At 40.3% G+C, this 16,582-nt stretch carries 16 protein-coding genes; 7 read left to right on the top strand and 9 right to left on the bottom strand.

The window, feature by feature from the left end:
• Positions 1-3: 3 nt before the first annotated feature.
• The gene (locus I6E72_RS06985; RefSeq protein ID WP_197111593.1) at positions 4-951 is read left to right on the top strand and encodes an alpha/beta fold hydrolase; all 948 of its coding nucleotides are present in this window, start codon (positions 4-6) and stop codon (positions 949-951) included.
• On the opposite strand, the gene I6E72_RS06980 is transcribed toward I6E72_RS06985, so the two are convergent.
• A complete protein-coding gene (locus I6E72_RS06980; RefSeq protein ID WP_197111707.1) occupies positions 911-1,777 on the bottom strand; it encodes a cation diffusion facilitator family transporter in 867 nt (288 codons plus the stop codon). The genes I6E72_RS06985 and I6E72_RS06980 overlap by 41 nt on opposite strands.
• Positions 1,778-1,938: 161 nt before the next feature.
• On the opposite strand from I6E72_RS06980, the gene trmL reads away from it, so the two are divergent.
• The gene (gene trmL / locus I6E72_RS06975) at positions 1,939-2,403 is read left to right on the top strand and encodes a tRNA (uridine(34)/cytosine(34)/5-carboxymethylaminomethyluridine(34)-2'-O)-methyltransferase TrmL (protein ID WP_007582820.1); all 465 of its coding nucleotides are present in this window, start codon (positions 1,939-1,941) and stop codon (positions 2,401-2,403) included.
• A 69-nt stretch (positions 2,404-2,472) separates the two neighbouring features.
• On the opposite strand, the gene gpsA is transcribed toward trmL, so the two are convergent.
• The 4 genes from gpsA to I6E72_RS06955 are packed head-to-tail and all read right to left on the bottom strand — an operon-like array spanning position 2,473 to position 4,724.
• Positions 2,473-3,480, bottom strand: coding sequence for an NAD(P)H-dependent glycerol-3-phosphate dehydrogenase (gpsA, locus tag I6E72_RS06970; protein ID WP_197111591.1), 1,008 nt, complete (start codon positions 3,478-3,480; stop codon positions 2,473-2,475).
• A 3-nt stretch (positions 3,481-3,483) separates the two neighbouring features.
• Positions 3,484-3,969 (bottom strand): protein-export chaperone SecB, encoded by a 486-nt coding sequence (gene secB / locus I6E72_RS06965; protein WP_010553360.1) that lies wholly within the window; start codon positions 3,967-3,969, stop codon positions 3,484-3,486.
• Positions 3,970-4,003: 34 nt separating this feature from the next.
• Positions 4,004-4,261, bottom strand: coding sequence for a glutaredoxin 3 (grxC, locus tag I6E72_RS06960; RefSeq protein ID WP_002957783.1), 258 nt, complete (start codon positions 4,259-4,261; stop codon positions 4,004-4,006).
• Between the two features lie 31 nt (positions 4,262-4,292).
• Entirely contained in the window at positions 4,293-4,724 is a 432-nt protein-coding gene (locus I6E72_RS06955) for a rhodanese-like domain-containing protein (RefSeq protein ID WP_002957784.1), read from the bottom strand.
• A 338-nt stretch (positions 4,725-5,062) separates the two neighbouring features.
• Here I6E72_RS06955 and gpmM point away from each other — a divergent pair, with 338 nt between their 5' ends.
• The 4 genes from gpmM to I6E72_RS06935 are packed head-to-tail and all read left to right on the top strand — an operon-like array spanning position 5,063 to position 9,862.
• The gene (gene gpmM, locus I6E72_RS06950) at positions 5,063-6,607 is read left to right on the top strand and encodes a 2,3-bisphosphoglycerate-independent phosphoglycerate mutase (RefSeq protein ID WP_197111589.1); all 1,545 of its coding nucleotides are present in this window, start codon (positions 5,063-5,065) and stop codon (positions 6,605-6,607) included.
• 3 nt (positions 6,608-6,610) lie between these two features.
• Positions 6,611-7,750, top strand: coding sequence for a murein hydrolase activator EnvC family protein (locus I6E72_RS06945; RefSeq protein WP_165722453.1), 1,140 nt, complete (start codon positions 6,611-6,613; stop codon positions 7,748-7,750).
• Between the two features lie 34 nt (positions 7,751-7,784).
• Positions 7,785-9,050: a S41 family peptidase gene (locus I6E72_RS06940; protein WP_165722451.1), complete on the top strand. Its 1,266-nt coding sequence runs from the start codon at positions 7,785-7,787 to the stop codon at positions 9,048-9,050.
• Positions 9,051-9,100: 50 nt separating this feature from the next.
• Positions 9,101-9,862 carry a divergent polysaccharide deacetylase family protein gene (locus I6E72_RS06935; protein ID WP_197111586.1) on the top strand — a complete coding sequence of 254 codons (762 nt, stop codon included), beginning with the start codon at positions 9,101-9,103 and terminating at the stop codon, positions 9,860-9,862.
• A gap of 344 nt (positions 9,863-10,206) precedes the next feature.
• Here the strand turns inward: I6E72_RS06935 and rpoH are convergent, their stop codons facing one another.
• The 4 genes from rpoH to ftsY all read right to left on the bottom strand — a co-directional run bounded on the left by rpoH (position 10,207) and on the right by ftsY (position 15,622).
• Positions 10,207-11,070, bottom strand: coding sequence for an RNA polymerase sigma factor RpoH (gene rpoH / locus I6E72_RS06930; RefSeq protein WP_007582838.1), 864 nt, complete (start codon positions 11,068-11,070; stop codon positions 10,207-10,209).
• 314 nt (positions 11,071-11,384) lie between these two features.
• Positions 11,385-12,371 carry a permease-like cell division protein FtsX gene (ftsX, locus tag I6E72_RS06925; RefSeq protein ID WP_007582840.1) on the bottom strand — a complete coding sequence of 329 codons (987 nt, stop codon included), beginning with the start codon at positions 12,369-12,371 and terminating at the stop codon, positions 11,385-11,387.
• A complete protein-coding gene (gene ftsE, locus I6E72_RS06920; protein ID WP_007582842.1) occupies positions 12,368-13,045 on the bottom strand; it encodes a cell division ATP-binding protein FtsE in 678 nt (225 codons plus the stop codon). Before ftsE ends, ftsX begins: the two co-directional genes overlap by 4 nt.
• An 87-nt stretch (positions 13,046-13,132) precedes the next feature.
• Positions 13,133-15,622, bottom strand: a complete 2,490-nt coding sequence (ftsY, locus tag I6E72_RS06915; protein WP_442960305.1) for a signal recognition particle-docking protein FtsY — start codon at positions 15,620-15,622, stop codon at positions 13,133-13,135.
• A gap of 228 nt (positions 15,623-15,850) precedes the next feature.
• On the opposite strand from ftsY, the gene rsmD reads away from it, so the two are divergent.
• Positions 15,851-16,456, top strand: a complete 606-nt coding sequence (gene rsmD, locus I6E72_RS06910) for a 16S rRNA (guanine(966)-N(2))-methyltransferase RsmD (RefSeq protein ID WP_197111583.1) — start codon at positions 15,851-15,853, stop codon at positions 16,454-16,456.
• The last annotated feature ends 126 nt before the right edge of the window (positions 16,457-16,582 follow it).

Genomic DNA, 16,582 nt, shown 5'->3' with positions numbered 1-16,582 from the left:
AGCATGTTTTATAGTAGTGAGCGTGAGCTTAAGAGTAATCAAATAACAATTAATAACTTTTATAAAAACACGCTAATTAAAGCTTATTTAGATACACCTAACGGGCAATTATTTTATGCTTATGCCATACCAGATAAAGCCAAAAATGCCATTGTAATAAGCTCTGGGCGCCTTGAAGGGTTAGATAAATATAAAGAGTTGTTATGGGAGCTGTATAACAATAATTTTGCCATATTCATAGCCGATCACCAAGGACAAGGCCGCTCTTATCGCCACCTACTAAATAAGCACAAAGGCCATGTTAATCAATTTAAAGATTACAGCGCAGACCTAAACTTATTTAATACACAAATAGTGGATACTCATTGGCAAGGTAAAAAGGTGTTAGTGAGTCATTCAATGGGCGGCGCCATAGCATTTGACTATCTTGCGCATTTTGAACACAATTTTAGTGGCGCGTTTTTATCGGCGCCTATGCTTGATATTTATACAAAAAATACACCAAAGCCTTTAGCTAAATTAATAGCAAGTACTGCAACCCTTTTGGGTCAAAAAGACAATTACGCACTAGGGCAAACCGATTACATACCCGATGAGTTTGCTACAAATGTATTAACCAGCAGCCCAGTGCGTTACGAGCTATTTAGGCAAACATATCAAGAAGAGCCATTACTACAGCTCGGCGGTGTTACTTACGGCTGGCTAAATGCGACGTTTGCATTTATAACTTCTGTGGATAACTTAAGTGTGACTATTCCACTTTATATTGCCAGTGCACAAAACGACGAAGTGGTTGATAACAATGCCCAATATAAATTAGCAAACAGGCACGTAAGCACTGTACTTAAAAGCTTTGAAGGCGCTAAACACGAGCTGTTTTTTGAACGTGATGAAATACGCCAGCCATTGCTTAAAAGCTTGTATCAGTTTTGTGAGTCGGTGACGGCTTAACAAGTACCGACAAAGGGTCGAGGTGGATCAGTATATCTACCTCAGACTCAAAGCGTCCTTTAAGCATTGCCTCTACTTCATCAGCCACATTATGTGCGCGAATCAAACTTAAATGATCATCAAGCTCTAAGTGCATTTGGATAAACTTAACTTTTCCGCCTTGGCGCGTACGAATATCATGCACACCATGTACATCAGCATGGGCTCTAGCTATATCAAATATGCTTTGCTTTTCATCATCTGGCAGTTCTTTATCCATTAAATGATCGGCACTATCGCGAGCAATATCCCAGCTGTTATAAAGTAAGTAACCCGCTACACCTATCGCAAAAACAGGATCGGCATACAACACACCATAATAAGCTAACAAAATAGCTAATAGCACAGCGGCATTTAATATTAAATCACCTTTGTAATGTACTGAGTCGGCTTTTATAGCAATTGAATCGGTGTATTTGACCACCTTGTTTTGTACAAATACAATGACCAACGTACACGCAATAGCAAAAATACTTACCCACACACCTAATAAAGAATGGCTTAACTGTATAGGGTTAAATAATCGCTCAATACCATGAAAAGCAAGTAGGCAACCTGAGCCTGCAATAAACGCGGCTTGCCCAAGTCCAGCAAGTGCTTCGGCTTTACCGTGTCCAAATCTATGGTCATCATCCGCTGGGCGCAGTGCGTAACCTAACACTAAAAAACTCATGGCGGTGGCAGTAATATCCATTAACGAATCAGTTAACGAGCCAAGCATTGAAGCCGAGCCAGAAGCCAGCCATGCCCATGTTTTTGCGCCAATCATTAAACTAACCATTACCATGGTAACAATGCTTGAAGTTTTAACCCAAAATTCGTAGCTACGGTTATGCACGTTTTAATCCGATAATTAGGAGTATTCAATAGTGTGAGTATATCATTTTTTTAAAAGGTTTCGTGTATACTGCCCTTCGTCAAACTACAGATTATTTTATAAGGCTCATTATGCTGGATATTGTTTTATACCAACCTGAAATACCGCCTAACACTGGTAATATTATTCGCCTATGTGCCAATACCGGCTATGCATTACATTTAATTGAGCCGCTAGGTTTTGAGTGGGACGATAAGCGCGTGAAACGTGCAGGACTTGATTATCATGAATTTAGTCATGTTCAACGCCATGCCTCATTTGAAGATTACCTTGAAAAATGTAAACCAAAAAAAATATATGCATGTACAACCAAAGGTAGTCAGTTTCACCATGAAGCAAGTTACGAAGCGGGAGACTGCTTAGTATTTGGCCCAGAAACTCGCGGCTTGCCTGACGATATGATCCAAGCACTGCCAAAAGAGCAGCGTGTGCGTATTCCTATGCAAGCCAATAGCCGCAGCATGAACTTGTCAAACGCAGTAGCTGTGTTTGTCTACGAGTCGTGGCGCCAGTTGGGTTTTCCTAACGCGCAGTAAATAGCTTTGAGCTAAACAACAAAAAACCGACATAACGTCGGTTTTTTAGTTTTATAAACGCTTATAAAATTATTCAGAACGTTGCTCTCGGCCTAATAGCGCCATTGCAGCTTCTTTCATATCTTTATTTTCATAAAGCACTTTATAAATTTGCTCGGTAATCGGCATTTCTACACCGCTACGCTGCGCTAATAAATACACTTCTTTGGTATTTCTAAAGCCTTCAACTACTTGACCAATTGACTCAATAGCAGCATTGACGCTTTCGCCTTTACCTAACGCTAAACCAAATCGACGATTACGTGATTGGTTATCTGTACACGTTAGTATTAAATCGCCAAGGCCTGCCATTCCCATAAAGGTTTCTGGCTTAGCACCAAGAGCGCAACCTAAACGAGTAAGCTCTGCAAGGCCTCGGGTAATAAGTGCGGTACGCGCATTAGCGCCAAAACCAACACCGTCCGAAATACCGGCACCAATGGCAATTACATTCTTAACCGCACCACCGAGCTGTATACCAATAAAATCATCATTGTTATACACACGGAATGAGCGACCACAATGAAGTAAATCAGCGAGCTGCTGAGCAAATTCAGGTGACGTAGAAGACACTGAAATAGCTGTAGGTGAACCCATCGCCATCTCTTTTGCAAACGTAGGGCCCGACAGTACCGCAAGTGGAATGTCATCACCTAATTCTTGCAAAGCCACTTCTTGTAACAAACGTCCAGTATTAGGCTCAAGCCCTTTAGTTGCCCACGCTACTTTAGCACCGTCTTGCAATGCAGGTTTAATCTGCGCAAGTGTATCGCCAAAAGCATGGCTTGGCACAACAACAAGTACAATAGCGCTGCTAGCAACGGCATGTTGTAAGTTAGCTTCAAGAGTAAGGGTATCTGGAAAAGGAGCATCAGGTAAGTAACGTTGATTTTTCCGCTCAGCTGCAAGCGTGGCAACGTCGTCGCTATTTCTTCCCCAAAGTGTCACGTGGTGACCATTTCGGGCTAAACAAATAGCAAGGGCGGTGCCGTAAGACCCCGCCCCTAATACAGTAACAGCTGTAGTTGCTGTACTCATAAGTTATGCGTCTGCTGAAGCCTGGTCAGCTTGCGCAGTACGTTGTTGCATGTATTGTGCAAATAACGCATCAAAATTAACTGGCGCAAGGTTAAGCTGTGGGAAAGTACCACGGTTAACAAGGTTTGAAACAGCTTCACGTGCATATGGGAACAACACGTTAGGACAAAATGCACCTAGCATGTGCGCAAGTTGCACTTCTTCAACTTCAGCAATGGTGAAAATACCTGCTTGTTGAATTTCACATAAGAACGCAGTTTCTTCACCAAGAGAAGCGGTTACAGTTAGCGCTAAAACAACTTCAAATACACCTTCGTCTAGTTTATTAGAGCGTGTATCTAGGTCTAGCTTAACTTCTGGCGTCCATTCTTTTTGAAAAATGGCCGGAGAGTTTGGCGTTTCAAACGATACATCTTTAGTGTAAATACGTTGAATAGTAAATTGTGCGCCGGCTTCTGCAGCTGCTACGTTTTGATTTTCTTCGTTCATTGTTATTCCTAACTTGTTCGTTATTATAATTAAATTAAGCGTTTAGCTTAGCGTCAAGTTTACCTTGCGCTTCAATAGCCATCATGTCGTCGCAGCCACCGATATGTTCATCATTAATAAAAATTTGCGGTACTGTGCTTGCACCACCTGCTTTGGCAATCATTTCATCGCGTAGCTCAGGCTGTACACCAATATCATAATTTGTGTATTCAACGCCTTTGCTGTTTAAAAGCGAAAGAGCACGCTGACAAAATGGACAATACGCCTTGGTGTATAAAACAACATTACTCATAATAAATCCTCTATCGGCCTAGCTAAACTGATTAGCGACCTGTTGTAGTTGGTAAGCTGGCAGATTGCCACGCACCCATGCCACCTGCTAATAAATAAACTCGTTCAAAACCAGCTTTACTCATAGCGGCTGCAGTACCTTGGGCAGTCATACCTGTAGTACATACAACTATAATGGGTTTAGTCTTGTACTTTTCAAGGCTTGAAAAGTCAGATTTTTTCGCATTCTCTGGGCTTAAGTGCTCAGCACCAGAAATACGCCCTGCATTAAACTCTTTTTGCGCACGTATATCGATTACTTGACCGTCATCACGGTTAATAAGTAACGTAAGCTGCTGAGGATTTATTTGACGAACAGCTGAAAGCTTACTCTTTATCCAGCCACTAACAATAAGGAAAACAATACCAACCCAAGCAAGGCTTAAAATGGGATGATTTGTAATAAATTCAATATATTGATCCATTCTACTTCCACTATGAAATTATGTTTTAAAACGTGATGTTTTAAGGATTTTGTACTTTAGTCACGCAAGTATACCCAAACCAACCTAAAATGCGAGTTTAGGAGCACTTAGAGACGTTTAAAAAACGATAAAGCCCCCCATATATAGTTAACAAGAACTCTGGATAATAAATCTATCTCAAGCAGAGTTCAGGTTAGTCAATGAGGTATAAGTGAAAAAATTTAATATCTTGTTTTCAATGCTGATCCTAGCTTAAAAACACGGTATGCTAAAACCACGCTAATAAACCTTTTAGGTGCACAGTATCCATCAACAGATACTAATTTTCAGGAGCTATTATGACAGAGCATAAAAAACCACTGGTATTAATGATTTTAGACGGTTGGGGATACCGCGAAGATACGCAAAGTAATGCTATTCTTGCAGCTAACACACCGGTATTAGACAATTTATGGGCCACACGGCCACACACATTAATATCAGCTTCGGGTTTAGATGTTGGTCTTCCTGATGGTCAAATGGGTAACTCAGAAGTTGGCCATGTGAACTTAGGTGCTGGTCGCATTGTTTATCAAGATTTTACCCGTATCACTAAAGCAATTAACGATGGCGAATTTGATTCAACCCCAGCCTTAGTTGAAAACATAGATAAAGCGGTAAGTGCAGGAAAAGCAGTTCACATAATGGGTCTTTTAAGCCCAGGTGGTGTGCATAGCCATGAAGACCACATAGTTGCTAGCATAAAACTTGCTGCAAAACGTGGCGCTAAAGAAGTTTACTTTCATGGCTTTTTAGATGGCCGCGATACACCTCCACGTAGTGCTAAAGCGTCAATCGAACGTATTGAAGCGTTATTTAGCGAACTTAAATGCGGTCGTTTGGCGTCACTTATTGGCCGCTACTACGCAATGGACAGAGACAACCGTTGGAACCGCGTAGAAAAAGCGTACAACGTAATTGCATTAGCTGAAGGTGACTTTAATTTTGATAACGGCGTAGAGGCACTTAATGCAGCGTACGAGCGCGACGAAAACGACGAATTTGTGGCCGCTACAACCATTACACCAACAGGCGCCGCTCCTGCTTCAATAAACGATGGCGACACTCTAATTTTTGCCAACTTTAGAGCAGATAGAGCCCGCGAAATTACTCGCGCTTTTGTTGAGCCTGATTTTGATGGATTCGCAAGAAAAAGAACGCCAGAGCTTAGTGCATTTGTAATGATGACAGAGTATGCAGCCGATATAGATGCACCTATTGCCTTTGGTTCAACACCGTTAGTAAACGTACTTGGTGAGTGGTTTGAAAAAAATAACAAAACACAGCTTCGCATTTCAGAAACCGAAAAGTACGCACACGTTACGTTTTTCTTTAGTGGCGGGCGCGAAAGTGAATTTAAAGGCGAAACACGCGAGCTAATTCCTTCGCCGCAAGTTGCAACCTACGACTTACAACCTGAAATGAACTCAGAAATGCTAACCGACAAGCTAGTAGCAGCAATTAAAAACGGTAAATACGATGCTATTATTTGTAACTACCCTAACGGCGATATGGTTGGTCACTCTGGTGTATTTGAAGCTGCTGTTAAAGCTTGTGAAGCTGTAGATAGCTGTATAGGTCGTGTTGTTGATGCACTTGAAGAGTTTGGTGGTGAAGCACTAATAACAGCCGATCATGGTAATGCTGAGCAAATGGCTGATCTTAAAACAGGCCAAGCGCATACAGCTCACACTAGTGAACCGGTACATTTTATTTATGTTGGTCGCGATGCAGAGCCTATGCAAGGTAAAGCATTAAGTGATGTAGCCCCTACAATGCTTCACTTAATGGGCATGGAGCAACCAAACGAAATGACTGGTACGCCTATCATGATGTTGAAATAACACATGAATAGACGTATTAACCGGTTAATTAAGTGCGGTTTAATACTAACTTCATTAGTGACTGCATCTGCAGTTGCTAATGAAGATCGTACTAAAAAAGACTTATCAGAAGTTCAAAATGCACTTGAGCAAAGCCAAGCTGAGTATAACGCCCAAAGAAAAAAAATAGCGTCACTACAAAAAAACCTAAAAAGCCATGAACTCGATATAGCTAAAAATGCTAAAGCACTTAACATGGCAGAACAATCAGTAAAAGAAACTAAAACACAGCAAAAAGAGCTACAAAATAAAGCCGATGAGCTCGATAAAAAGCACACTCAATTTCAGAAAATTTTAGCCGCGCAGCTTAAAAGCGCCTATATGGCCGGTGGCGACGACTACTCTAAAATGCTGTTAAATCAAGAAGACACTGCAAAATTTGAGCGCACACTTAGTTATTACAACTACTTAAATAAAGCCCGTATTGAACAAATTGAAGATCTAAAAGACCTTCAAAAGCAAATAGTACAAAACCAAGAAGAGCTTGTTAAAACACAAGAAAAACTAGCGCTTTTATTTGATGAGCAAAAAAGACGTCAAACTGCATTGCTTAATGCACAAAGTGAACGCCAAGCTAATCTTAAAAATTTACAAGCTCAGCTCAACAGCACCAAAAGTTCAATAAACTATTTAAAAGAAAACCAACAAACTTTAGTAGCAACAATTGAAGAACTCGAAAAAGAAAAAACACAGAAAATTGAATTACTGGGCCTAAATAAAAACAAAGGCAAATTAGACTGGCCGAGCAAAGGCAAGTTAGAGCACACATTCGGCCAACGTAAACATGGTGGTATTGATTGGAAAGGCGTATTAATTGGTGCAAAAGAAGGCACTAATATTAATAGCGTACATAACGGCCAAGTTGTATTTGCCGATTGGCTAAAGGGCTATGGTTGGGTAATTGTTGTAGACCATGGTGAAGGTTTTATGAGCCTATATGGTCATGCCCAAACACTGCTAAGAGATGTAGGCGACATGGTACGCGAAGGCGAAACCCTTGCTTTAGTTGGCCAAAGCGGCGGACAAGCTAGTTCTGGTCTATACTTTGAAATACGCCACAAAGGACGCGCAGTAAATCCTGTAAAATGGTGCAAACGCATTTAATTAAATAAATCGCTGCACCGCTCTGGAGCAGCTGATGACAACTAAAAAAACTGCAGTAATTACCATTGATCAAAAAAATACAGGCTTTTATATAAGTCTGTATTTACTTGTATTACTAACCTTAATCGCTTTTTCTAGTAACGTACTAGCAAGCTCGATTAAAGATCTTAAAAGACAACAAATAGACGAAATACTCTTTAACATCCATGCCTACTACGTTGAAGATCTCACCTTACAAAATAGCCACCACATTAAATATAATAGCCAACAGTTTGAGCGCTTATATTCAAAGCTCGACTCTTACTCTAAGTACTTAAATGAGCACGAACTAACCTCATTATTTGATAACACAAACGGGCGCTATACAGGTATTGGTATTGAGGTTAAAAATATCGACGAGAATATGACTATTGTTAATGTGGTTAATAACTCCCCCGCAAAAGCAGCGGGTATTTTGCCAAGCGATATTATTGTAAGTGTAAACAACCAAGCAGCCCAAAACCGTACAATCGATGAAGTAGCAACACTAATAAGAGACAGTAAATTTTCAAATATAGAGCTAATTATAAATCGTGATAACAATAAAAACCCACTCACGTTTCATGTAGCACGCCGCCAAATAAACCTCGAAAGCGTAACAAGCGAACTTCTAGATTTTGGTACTGGTTATATAGCTATCAATAATTTTTCTAACCACACATTGCATGAGGTTGCTCTGCAAGTTGCTGCCCTGCAAAGCCACTTTGGTTACCCACTTAAAGGCTTAGTAATTGATTTACGTGATAACCCAGGGGGTACATTACAAAGCGCAGTAGCGGTATCAGACCTATTTTTACAAAGTGGCACTATAGTGACTACTAAAGGACGTTTTTACGATGCCAACCAAGCATTTTATGCAAAGCGTGGAGACATTCTAAAAAATGCCCCCATTGTTGTGCTTATAAATGAAAATTCAGCCTCTGCAGCCGAAATACTTGCAGCAGCACTTAAAGATAATAAACGAGCAACCGTTGTTGGCAGTCAATCTTTTGGGAAGGGTTCTGTACAATCGCTCATTCCTCTAGGTGACGGCAACACTGCATTAAAGCTCACCACAGCTAAATACTTTACGCCGCTAGGTAAATCGATTGATGGAATAGGAATAACCCCAGATGTGGCGGTTAATCAAACAAACCTTTCACAAAGTAATAAAGCCGTTATAATAAAAAATGAACACACTAACAGTAAAGCGCAATTACTTACTGGTAACTTAGCCGACTTACAGTTAGTTAAAGCAAAACAATTACTCAGCATGCAGTAGCTTGTATAAGCTGTATAAATAAAGCTAAAAAGATAATAAAAACTATAAACGTGAAAATAATAAAATGGCTAATATTAGCTATTTGTTTTAGCTCAGCAACAATTAGCGCCAAACAAATAGCAATAGTGATAGACGATATAGGCTATCATCAACGGGACTTAGAGTTCCTTTCCTTACCAGGGCAATTGTCGTATTCAATTTTGCCCCATACTCCTTATTCGCAAATTTTTGCAACGCTTGCTAGTCAATCAAATAAAGAGTTATTACTTCATGTACCTATGCAGGCACTTAACGGTAAAGAACTCGGACCTGGCGCGCTTACTTTAAATATGAATAAAGAGCAGCTTCAGCAAACTCTAGGAACCGCTCTCGCTAGTTTACCGCAAGTTAAAGGCGTTAATAACCACATGGGCTCAGCGCTTACGCAGCAAAGCCAAGCTATGAAGTGGACAATGGAAGTGCTTAAAAAGCGCCATTTATATTTTTTAGATAGCCGCACAACCGATTTAAGCCAAGCACAAAATGCTGCTAACTTTTTAGGTGTTGCCAATATTAGTCGCCAAGTGTTCTTAGACAATATAACTACACCAGAACAACTGCAGCTAAGGCTTGAAGAATTAAAACAACTAGCCATCACTCATAATTCTGCTATTGCAATTGCTCACCCCTACCCAGAAACAATCGAATTTTTACGTCATGCTTTACCCGAGCTAACTAAGCAAGGTTTTGAGCTCGTGCCGGTTTCGCAGCTGGTTGAACGTAAATACGTTCAGTTAGCGCAAGCTGAGGGTAAAGGGATTAGTGCTAGATGATATAAGCTTTAAATAATACTATATCCGAATGATAAACTAACCTTTCGATAATGCAGAGTATCGGTATTATACCAATCTGCTTATATATGGGGTCTATTTAACGTTAAGAAAATTACACTAGAACTAGGCAAAAATTCTTATATCTAGTTGTTCTAAATAATAAATTTTTAACGACGTTATAGTGCAATTTAATTCGTTAAATTGATCAAAGGTTTATGCAGGTTGGTATTACTTAATTGGATATTTTATCGTTGGGTTTCTCTTCGCTCAAACCAACCTACGCAAAAGCAAAAAGCCCCGCATTTTCATGCAGGGCTTTTTAAATTTTACTGCTAGAGGTGTGTTTAGCTCATAGCGCTTTGTAACTTTTTCATCGCTGTTTTTTCAAGCTGGCGAACACGTTCAGCAGAAACACTGTACTTTTGTGCAAGCTCTTGAAGAGTCGCCTTATCATCAGACAACCAACGTGCGCTAACAATATCTTGTGAACGTTCGTCTAGTGTTTTAAGTGCGCTAAATAAACGAGTATGCGCTTGCTCTTTCCACTGTTCTTGTTCAACGTCGTCAGCTAAATCAGCTGCGCCATCTGTTAAATATTGCACTGGAGAGTACGTACTTGTTGGTGCGTCGTCGTTATCGTCGCCCGTTAGGTCAAAGCCCATGTCTTGGCCGCTCATGCGCGATTCCATTTCACGTACTTCTTTTTCACTCACACCTAGCTCGCTAGCAACGGTACTAACCTCAGCTTGATTAAACCAACCTAAACGCTTTTTATTTTTACGAAGATTAAAAAACAATTTACGTTGCGCTTTAGTGGTTGCAACTTTAACTATGCGCCAATTTTTAAGCACAAACTCGTGAATTTCGGCTTTAATCCAATGCACTGCAAACGATACTAAACGCACACCCACAGTAGGGTCGAAACGCTTAACCGCTTTCATCAGGCCTATATTACCTTCTTGAATAAGGTCAGCTTGTGGTAAGCCGTATCCCGAGTAGCCTTTAGCAATATGCGCTACAAAGCGTAAATGCGACATAATGAGTTGCTTGGCAGCACTAAGATCGCCTTCTTCCTGAAGTTTTTTAGCAAGTTCTTGCTCTTGTTCAACTTTAAGCATAGGAATAGTGCTTACCGCTTGAAGGTAACCGTCCATGCTTGCGCTTTGTTGTCCGACTGTAAGTGCCATTGCGTATAAATCTTTACTCATTTTTCACCTCGGTGATAAACATTTGAAACTATCTTAGCACTCTTTCTTTAAGAGTGCTAACCCCAATTTAAAACTTTTTTAAAGTATAAATCAAGCAGTTTTTAGTATGTGTTTAGTCTACTACAAGCGACTGAATAAGTGATGAATTGAGGGGCTGCTGCAGGTTAACCTCGCTGCATCACCTTATTTACAACTCATTACTTCATGGGAGGATAGTACATAAATATGACAGTTTTAATAACAGGAGGTACAACCCAGTTCGGTACGATACGCATATCAAGCTGGGTTGGTTCACTTATAGTTTGCAGGATTTTTTATACTTTATCGGGTTCTATTTCTTTAATATATCGATTTACAGAAAGGTACGAGCCTACAAATCCTAAGCTTGTTGCAAGTAACACTAAAAAGCCGAGCTCATTAAGCGATAATCCAATTAACGAAAAGCTTGTTTGATACACCCCCGCTACACTGCTCACAGCGCTTGAAAGCCACCACATCATTAGTCCTACACATATAAAGGCAAATAAACCACCTATTACACCATACCAAATACCGGTCCACAAAAATGGGGCATGTATAAAGGTGTTAGTTGCGCCGACTAGCTTCATTACTTGTATTTCTTCTTTTTTATCCATGATCGACAAACGGATGGTGTTACCAATAATAAGCGTCACTGAGGTAAGCAGTAATAATGCGATGGTTATTACACTTTCTTTCAGTAAATCTAGTAATGCATTTAAACGCTCTAGCCACGCTATATCGAGCTTACCAAAATCAACTTCACGTTCACTTTCTAATTTAGTTAGCAGTACTTTAGCGGCATTTGGGTGTCTATGACGTTTTGTAGGAGTAACAAGTACCACATCAGGTAATGGGTTTTTATCTAAATACTCTAAAGCTTGCCCAAAGCCAGATACGTCTTTAAATTCTGTTAGTGCTTTTTGCTTTGAAATAAATTCAACGCTTTCCACTTCTGGATAAAGTGCTAAACGCTTTACTAATGTTTGCGTTTCTTGCTCGTTCATACTTTCTTTTACAAACAACGATATTTCACTCGCTTCTTCAAAACCACTACTTACTTGCTGTACGTTTTTAACAACGAGATAAAGTGTTGCAGGTAACGTTAGGCTCAAACCAAGTACAGCAATAGTCATCATAGATGCAAGCGGCGTACGCCACATTTCACCTAAGCTATGAACACCTTGGCGAAAAATATTAATAATGAAAAAGTAACCGCCAGCTAATACTGATTTTTTTTGCTTGTCGTTACTATTTTGACGACTTTTAAAAAGTAAACTCATAGTGCTCCCTCAGCGAGCGGATCTTGAAGCATGCGGCCATCTTTTAAGGTTAGACTGCGGTACTTCATACGTGCAACCAAACCTAAGTCATGCGTCGCTATAAGAACAGTGGTGCCGTGTTTATTAAAGTCCTCAAACAGCTTTAGGATTTCCATTGAAAGCTCAGGGTCTAGGTTACCTGTAGGCTCATCGGCTAACAGAATTGGCGGAGAGTTTACAATTGCTCTGGCAATACCAACACGTTGCTGCTCGCCTCCAGAGAGCATAGACGGATGACATTTTATTTTGTCTATCAGGCCTACTTTATCAAGCGCACCATGAACACGTTTAGCTATTTGCTTATGGTGAGTACCCTCAATAATAAGAGGCAGTGCCACATTATCAAAAATAGTATAGCGCTCTAGTAAACGGTGATTTTGAAAAATAATACCTATATCACGGCGAGCATAAGGAATTTGACGCGAGTTTACTTTATTTAAATCAACACCGTTGATAAATACACTACCTGCCGATGGACGTTCCATTAAGCTAATTAACTTAAGCAACGTACTTTTACCCGCACCACTGTGGCCGGTTAAAAAGGCAAGTTCACCCGGTTTAACATGAAAATTAACTTTTTCGAGGGCGCGGTGCCCTCCAGGATAAGTCTTACTTACTTGCTGAAAATTTATCATCTTTTTATTATGCCAATTCAATTAGTTTACTAATAAAATTGGTATTCCTCGCAATTAAAAAGGGAGCAAGCTCCCTCTTTTGGTAAATTAAACGTCGTCCTCATCTTGGCTAAATAACGCATCAATAAAGTCATCGCTTTTAAAAGCGCGTAAATCATCAATACCTTCACCAACACCAATGTAACGAATTGGAATATTAAACTTATCTGCAACCGCAAAAATAACACCACCCTTTGCAGTTCCATCAAGTTTTGAAAGCGTAATACCAGTTAAGCCAACGCATTGATTAAATAAGTTCACTTGGCTAATTGCATTTTGACCTGTGCCAGCATCAATGGTTAACATCACTTCGTGCGGCGCATCAGGATCAATTTTTTTCATAACACGAGCTATTTTTTCAAGCTCTTGCATTAAGTTATCTTTATTTTGCAAGCGACCCGCTGTATCTGCAATTAACACATCTATATTACGTGCTTTTGCAGCTTGGAATGCATCAAAAACAACCGATGCACTATCTGCACCCGTATGCTGTGCAATAACAGGAATGCTGTTACGTTCACCCCAAACCTGAAGTTGCTCAACAGCAGCCGCTCTAAACGTATCGCCAGCAGCCAGCATAACCGACTTACCTTCGCTTTGAAATTGCTTAGCCATCTTACCAATAGTCGTTGTTTTACCAACGCCATTTACGCCCACCATTAAAATAACAAATGGCTTTTTATCTTTGGTAATTACTAAAGGCTGTTCAGCCGTTTTTAGCATCGCCGCCATTTCTTGTTTCATTAACTCATAAAGCGCATCACCATCTTTTAACTGCTTACGGTTTGCAGCATCAGTTAAGCTATCAATCAACTTCATGGTGGTATCAACGCCTAAATCGGCGGTGAGCAGCTGTGTTTCAAGATCTTCAAATAATTCGTCATCTATTTTTTTACCACTAAAAATAGATGCAAAGCCAGAACCTATATTAACGCGAGTTTTTAACAAGCCCTTTTTAAGGCGAGAGAAAAACCCTTCTTTTTTCGGCTTTTCTGCTTTTTTAGATTCTTCAATTGCAAGTTCTGCTGTGATACGTTCTTGTTCTAAACGCTCATTTTCTGCTTTTTCAGCAGCAATGCGCTCTTGCTCTAAACGTTCATTTTCTGCTTTTTCTAAAGCAATGCGCTCTTGCTCTAAACGTTCGTTTTCTGCTTTTTCTAAAGCAATGCGTTCTTGCTCTAAACGTTCATTTTCTGCTTTTTCAGCTGCAATGCGCTCTTGCTCTAAACGTTCGCTTTCTGCTTTTTCAGCCGCAATACGTTCTTGCTCTAAACGCTCGTTTTCTGCTTTTTCAGCCGCAATGCGCTCTTGCTCTAAACGCTCGCTTTCTGCTTTTTCAGCAGCAATGCGCTCTTGCTCTAAACGCTCGTTTTCTGCTTTTTCAGCCGCAATACGTTCTTGCTCTAAACGCTCACTCTGAGTTTTTTCAGCCGCAATACGTTCTTGTTCTAAACGCTCGTTCTGAGCTTTTTCAGCCGCAATACGTTCTTGCTCTAAACGTTCACCCTGAGCTTTTTCAGCCGCAATGCGTTCTTGCTCTAAACGCATTTGTGCTTCAGCATCTGCTTGTTCTTTTGCTAATAACTCAGCATTCGCTTGCTCTATTGCAAGCTTTTCAGCCTTTACAGCTTCATCCTTTTTTTCAAGGCGTATTTGATCTAGTCGCTCAGCTTCTACTTTTTCTGCAGCCAATCGCTCTTGCTCTAACAGCATCTGCGTTTCTTGGTCGGCTAAACGTTGTGCATATTCTTGTCTTTGCGCTTCTGCATCAGCTTGTTGTTTTGCAAGTAATTCAGCATTGGCCTGCTCAATTGCAATCTTTTCTGCGTTTTCAGCACGCTCTTGCTCTAAACGTTTTGCTTCAATTTGTTCAGAAGCAATACGCTCCTGCTCTAAGCGCTCTGTTTCGGCCTCTGCTTTTAAACGTTCAGCTTCAGCTTGCTCCTGTGCTAGCTTTTCTTGCTCTAAACGTTTTGCTTCAATTTGTTCAGCAGCAATACGCTCCTGCTCTAAGCGCTCTGTTTCGGCCTCTGCTTTTAAGCGCTCAGCTTCAGCTTGCTCCTGTGCTAGCGTTTCTTGCTCTAAACGTTTAGCTTCAATTTGTTCAGCAGCAATACGCTCCTGCTCTAAGCGATCTGTTTCGGCCTCTGCTTTTAAGCGCTCAGCTTCAGCTTGCTCCTGTGCTAGCGTTTCTTGCTCTAAACGTTTAGCTTCAATTTGTTCAGCAGCAATACGCTCCTGCTCTAAGCGATCTGTTTCGGCCTCTGCTTTTAAGCGCTCAGCTTCAGCTTGCTCCTGTGCTAGCGTTTCTTGCTCTAAACGTTTAGCTTCAATTTGTTCAGCAGCAATACGCTCCTGCTCTAAGCGATCTGTTTCGGCTTCTGCTTCTGCTTGTAAACGTTCAGTTTCAGCCTGCTGTGCAAGCTTTTCTTGCTCTAGCTTCTGCGCTTCTTCTTGCGCTAATGCTTGTTGTTTATCAGCGGCTGCTTTTTGCTCTGCTTCTTTTTTATCTGACTTGCCAAAACCGAGCCACGACATGAATTTACTTTTTTTTGTCATACTTGCTAATAACCACTTATAAAAATCTGATAAACTAAAATTTGAAATAGCTTGGCAATGCCCAGCAATAGTTGCTAATAAATACAACCATTCAAAACGTAAGTGTTCAATAGTAACACTTTTAATACGGTTGAAAAATGAAGCTACACGTAATCACCCATAATATTATCTGAGCTAGATACCATATACCATTTTTTAGTGAGCTAAATGAAAAAAAAAACAACGCAAAATAAAGCTACTAACAAGCCCAGTGATGGCTTTATTAGAGTGATTAGTGGCCAATTTCGAGGCCGAAAACTCCCTGTTAAAAATGTAGAAGGCTTAAGACCTACTACCGATCGAATTAAAGAAACTGTATTTAATTGGCTAATGCAAGATACGCGTGACACAAATGTACTTGATTGTTTTGCAGGTTCTGGTGGGTTAGGATTTGAAGCGCTATCTCGGTTTGCAAAAAACGCCACATTTATCGAGCTCGACTCGTCAGCTGCCAAGCAATTAGAACAAAACATTAGCACTTTAAAGCTCGACAACGCATACGTTAAACATACTAATTCACTCTCCTTTTTAGAGCAAAAAAACACAAACGAAGCGTTTAATCTTGTATTTGTTGACCCACCATTTCGTAAAGATTTAGCGCAAACAACCTGCGATTTATTAGAAAAAAACCAATGGTTAAGCGATGATGCATTAATTTATGTTGAAGTAGAAACAGAGTTAACCACCTTCAAGAACCCGAGCAACTGGTTGTTAATTAAAGAAAAAAAGGCAGGCCAAGTGTTTTGCAAACTCTACCAGCGCCAAGCAAATTAATACTGTTTTACATGATGCGTTTCTGTTAATATTGTCCTTTACATGTGGTGTTGCTTCGGATTACAATACCGCACCATTTTTGAACCACTTGATCAATGTTTGATCAACTTGAGCAACGCTCATAAT

This window comes from Pseudoalteromonas sp. NSLLW24 (assembly GCF_015864725.1).
Taxonomy (GTDB): domain Bacteria; phylum Pseudomonadota; class Gammaproteobacteria; order Enterobacterales; family Alteromonadaceae; genus Pseudoalteromonas; species Pseudoalteromonas arctica.
The sequence above is the reverse complement of the archived record's forward strand: the minus strand, read 5'-3'. Positions and strand labels throughout refer to the sequence as shown.

Coding starts and splice junctions, on each gene's coding strand:
- I6E72_RS06985 (WP_197111593.1), top strand. CDS start 4: ATGTTTTATAGTAGTGAGCGTGAGCTTAAGAGTAATCAAATAACAATT.
- I6E72_RS06980 (WP_197111707.1), bottom strand. CDS start 1,777: ATGGTAATGGTTAGTTTAATGATTGGCGCAAAAACATGGGCATGGCTG.
- trmL (WP_007582820.1), top strand. CDS start 1,939: ATGCTGGATATTGTTTTATACCAACCTGAAATACCGCCTAACACTGGT.
- gpsA (WP_197111591.1), bottom strand. CDS start 3,480: ATGAGTACAGCAACTACAGCTGTTACTGTATTAGGGGCGGGGTCTTAC.
- secB (WP_010553360.1), bottom strand. CDS start 3,969: ATGAACGAAGAAAATCAAAACGTAGCAGCTGCAGAAGCCGGCGCACAA.
- grxC (WP_002957783.1), bottom strand. CDS start 4,261: ATGAGTAATGTTGTTTTATACACCAAGGCGTATTGTCCATTTTGTCAG.
- I6E72_RS06955 (WP_002957784.1), bottom strand. CDS start 4,724: ATGGATCAATATATTGAATTTATTACAAATCATCCCATTTTAAGCCTT.
- gpmM (WP_197111589.1), top strand. CDS start 5,063: ATGACAGAGCATAAAAAACCACTGGTATTAATGATTTTAGACGGTTGG.
- I6E72_RS06945 (WP_165722453.1), top strand. CDS start 6,611: ATGAATAGACGTATTAACCGGTTAATTAAGTGCGGTTTAATACTAACT.
- I6E72_RS06940 (WP_165722451.1), top strand. CDS start 7,785: ATGACAACTAAAAAAACTGCAGTAATTACCATTGATCAAAAAAATACA.
- rpoH (WP_007582838.1), bottom strand. CDS start 11,070: ATGAGTAAAGATTTATACGCAATGGCACTTACAGTCGGACAACAAAGC.
- ftsX (WP_007582840.1), bottom strand. CDS start 12,371: ATGAGTTTACTTTTTAAAAGTCGTCAAAATAGTAACGACAAGCAAAAA.
- ftsE (WP_007582842.1), bottom strand. CDS start 13,045: ATGATAAATTTTCAGCAAGTAAGTAAGACTTATCCTGGAGGGCACCGC.
- ftsY (WP_442960305.1), bottom strand. CDS start 15,622: ATGTCGTGGCTCGGTTTTGGCAAGTCAGATAAAAAAGAAGCAGAGCAA.
- rsmD (WP_197111583.1), top strand. CDS start 15,851: ATGAAAAAAAAAACAACGCAAAATAAAGCTACTAACAAGCCCAGTGAT.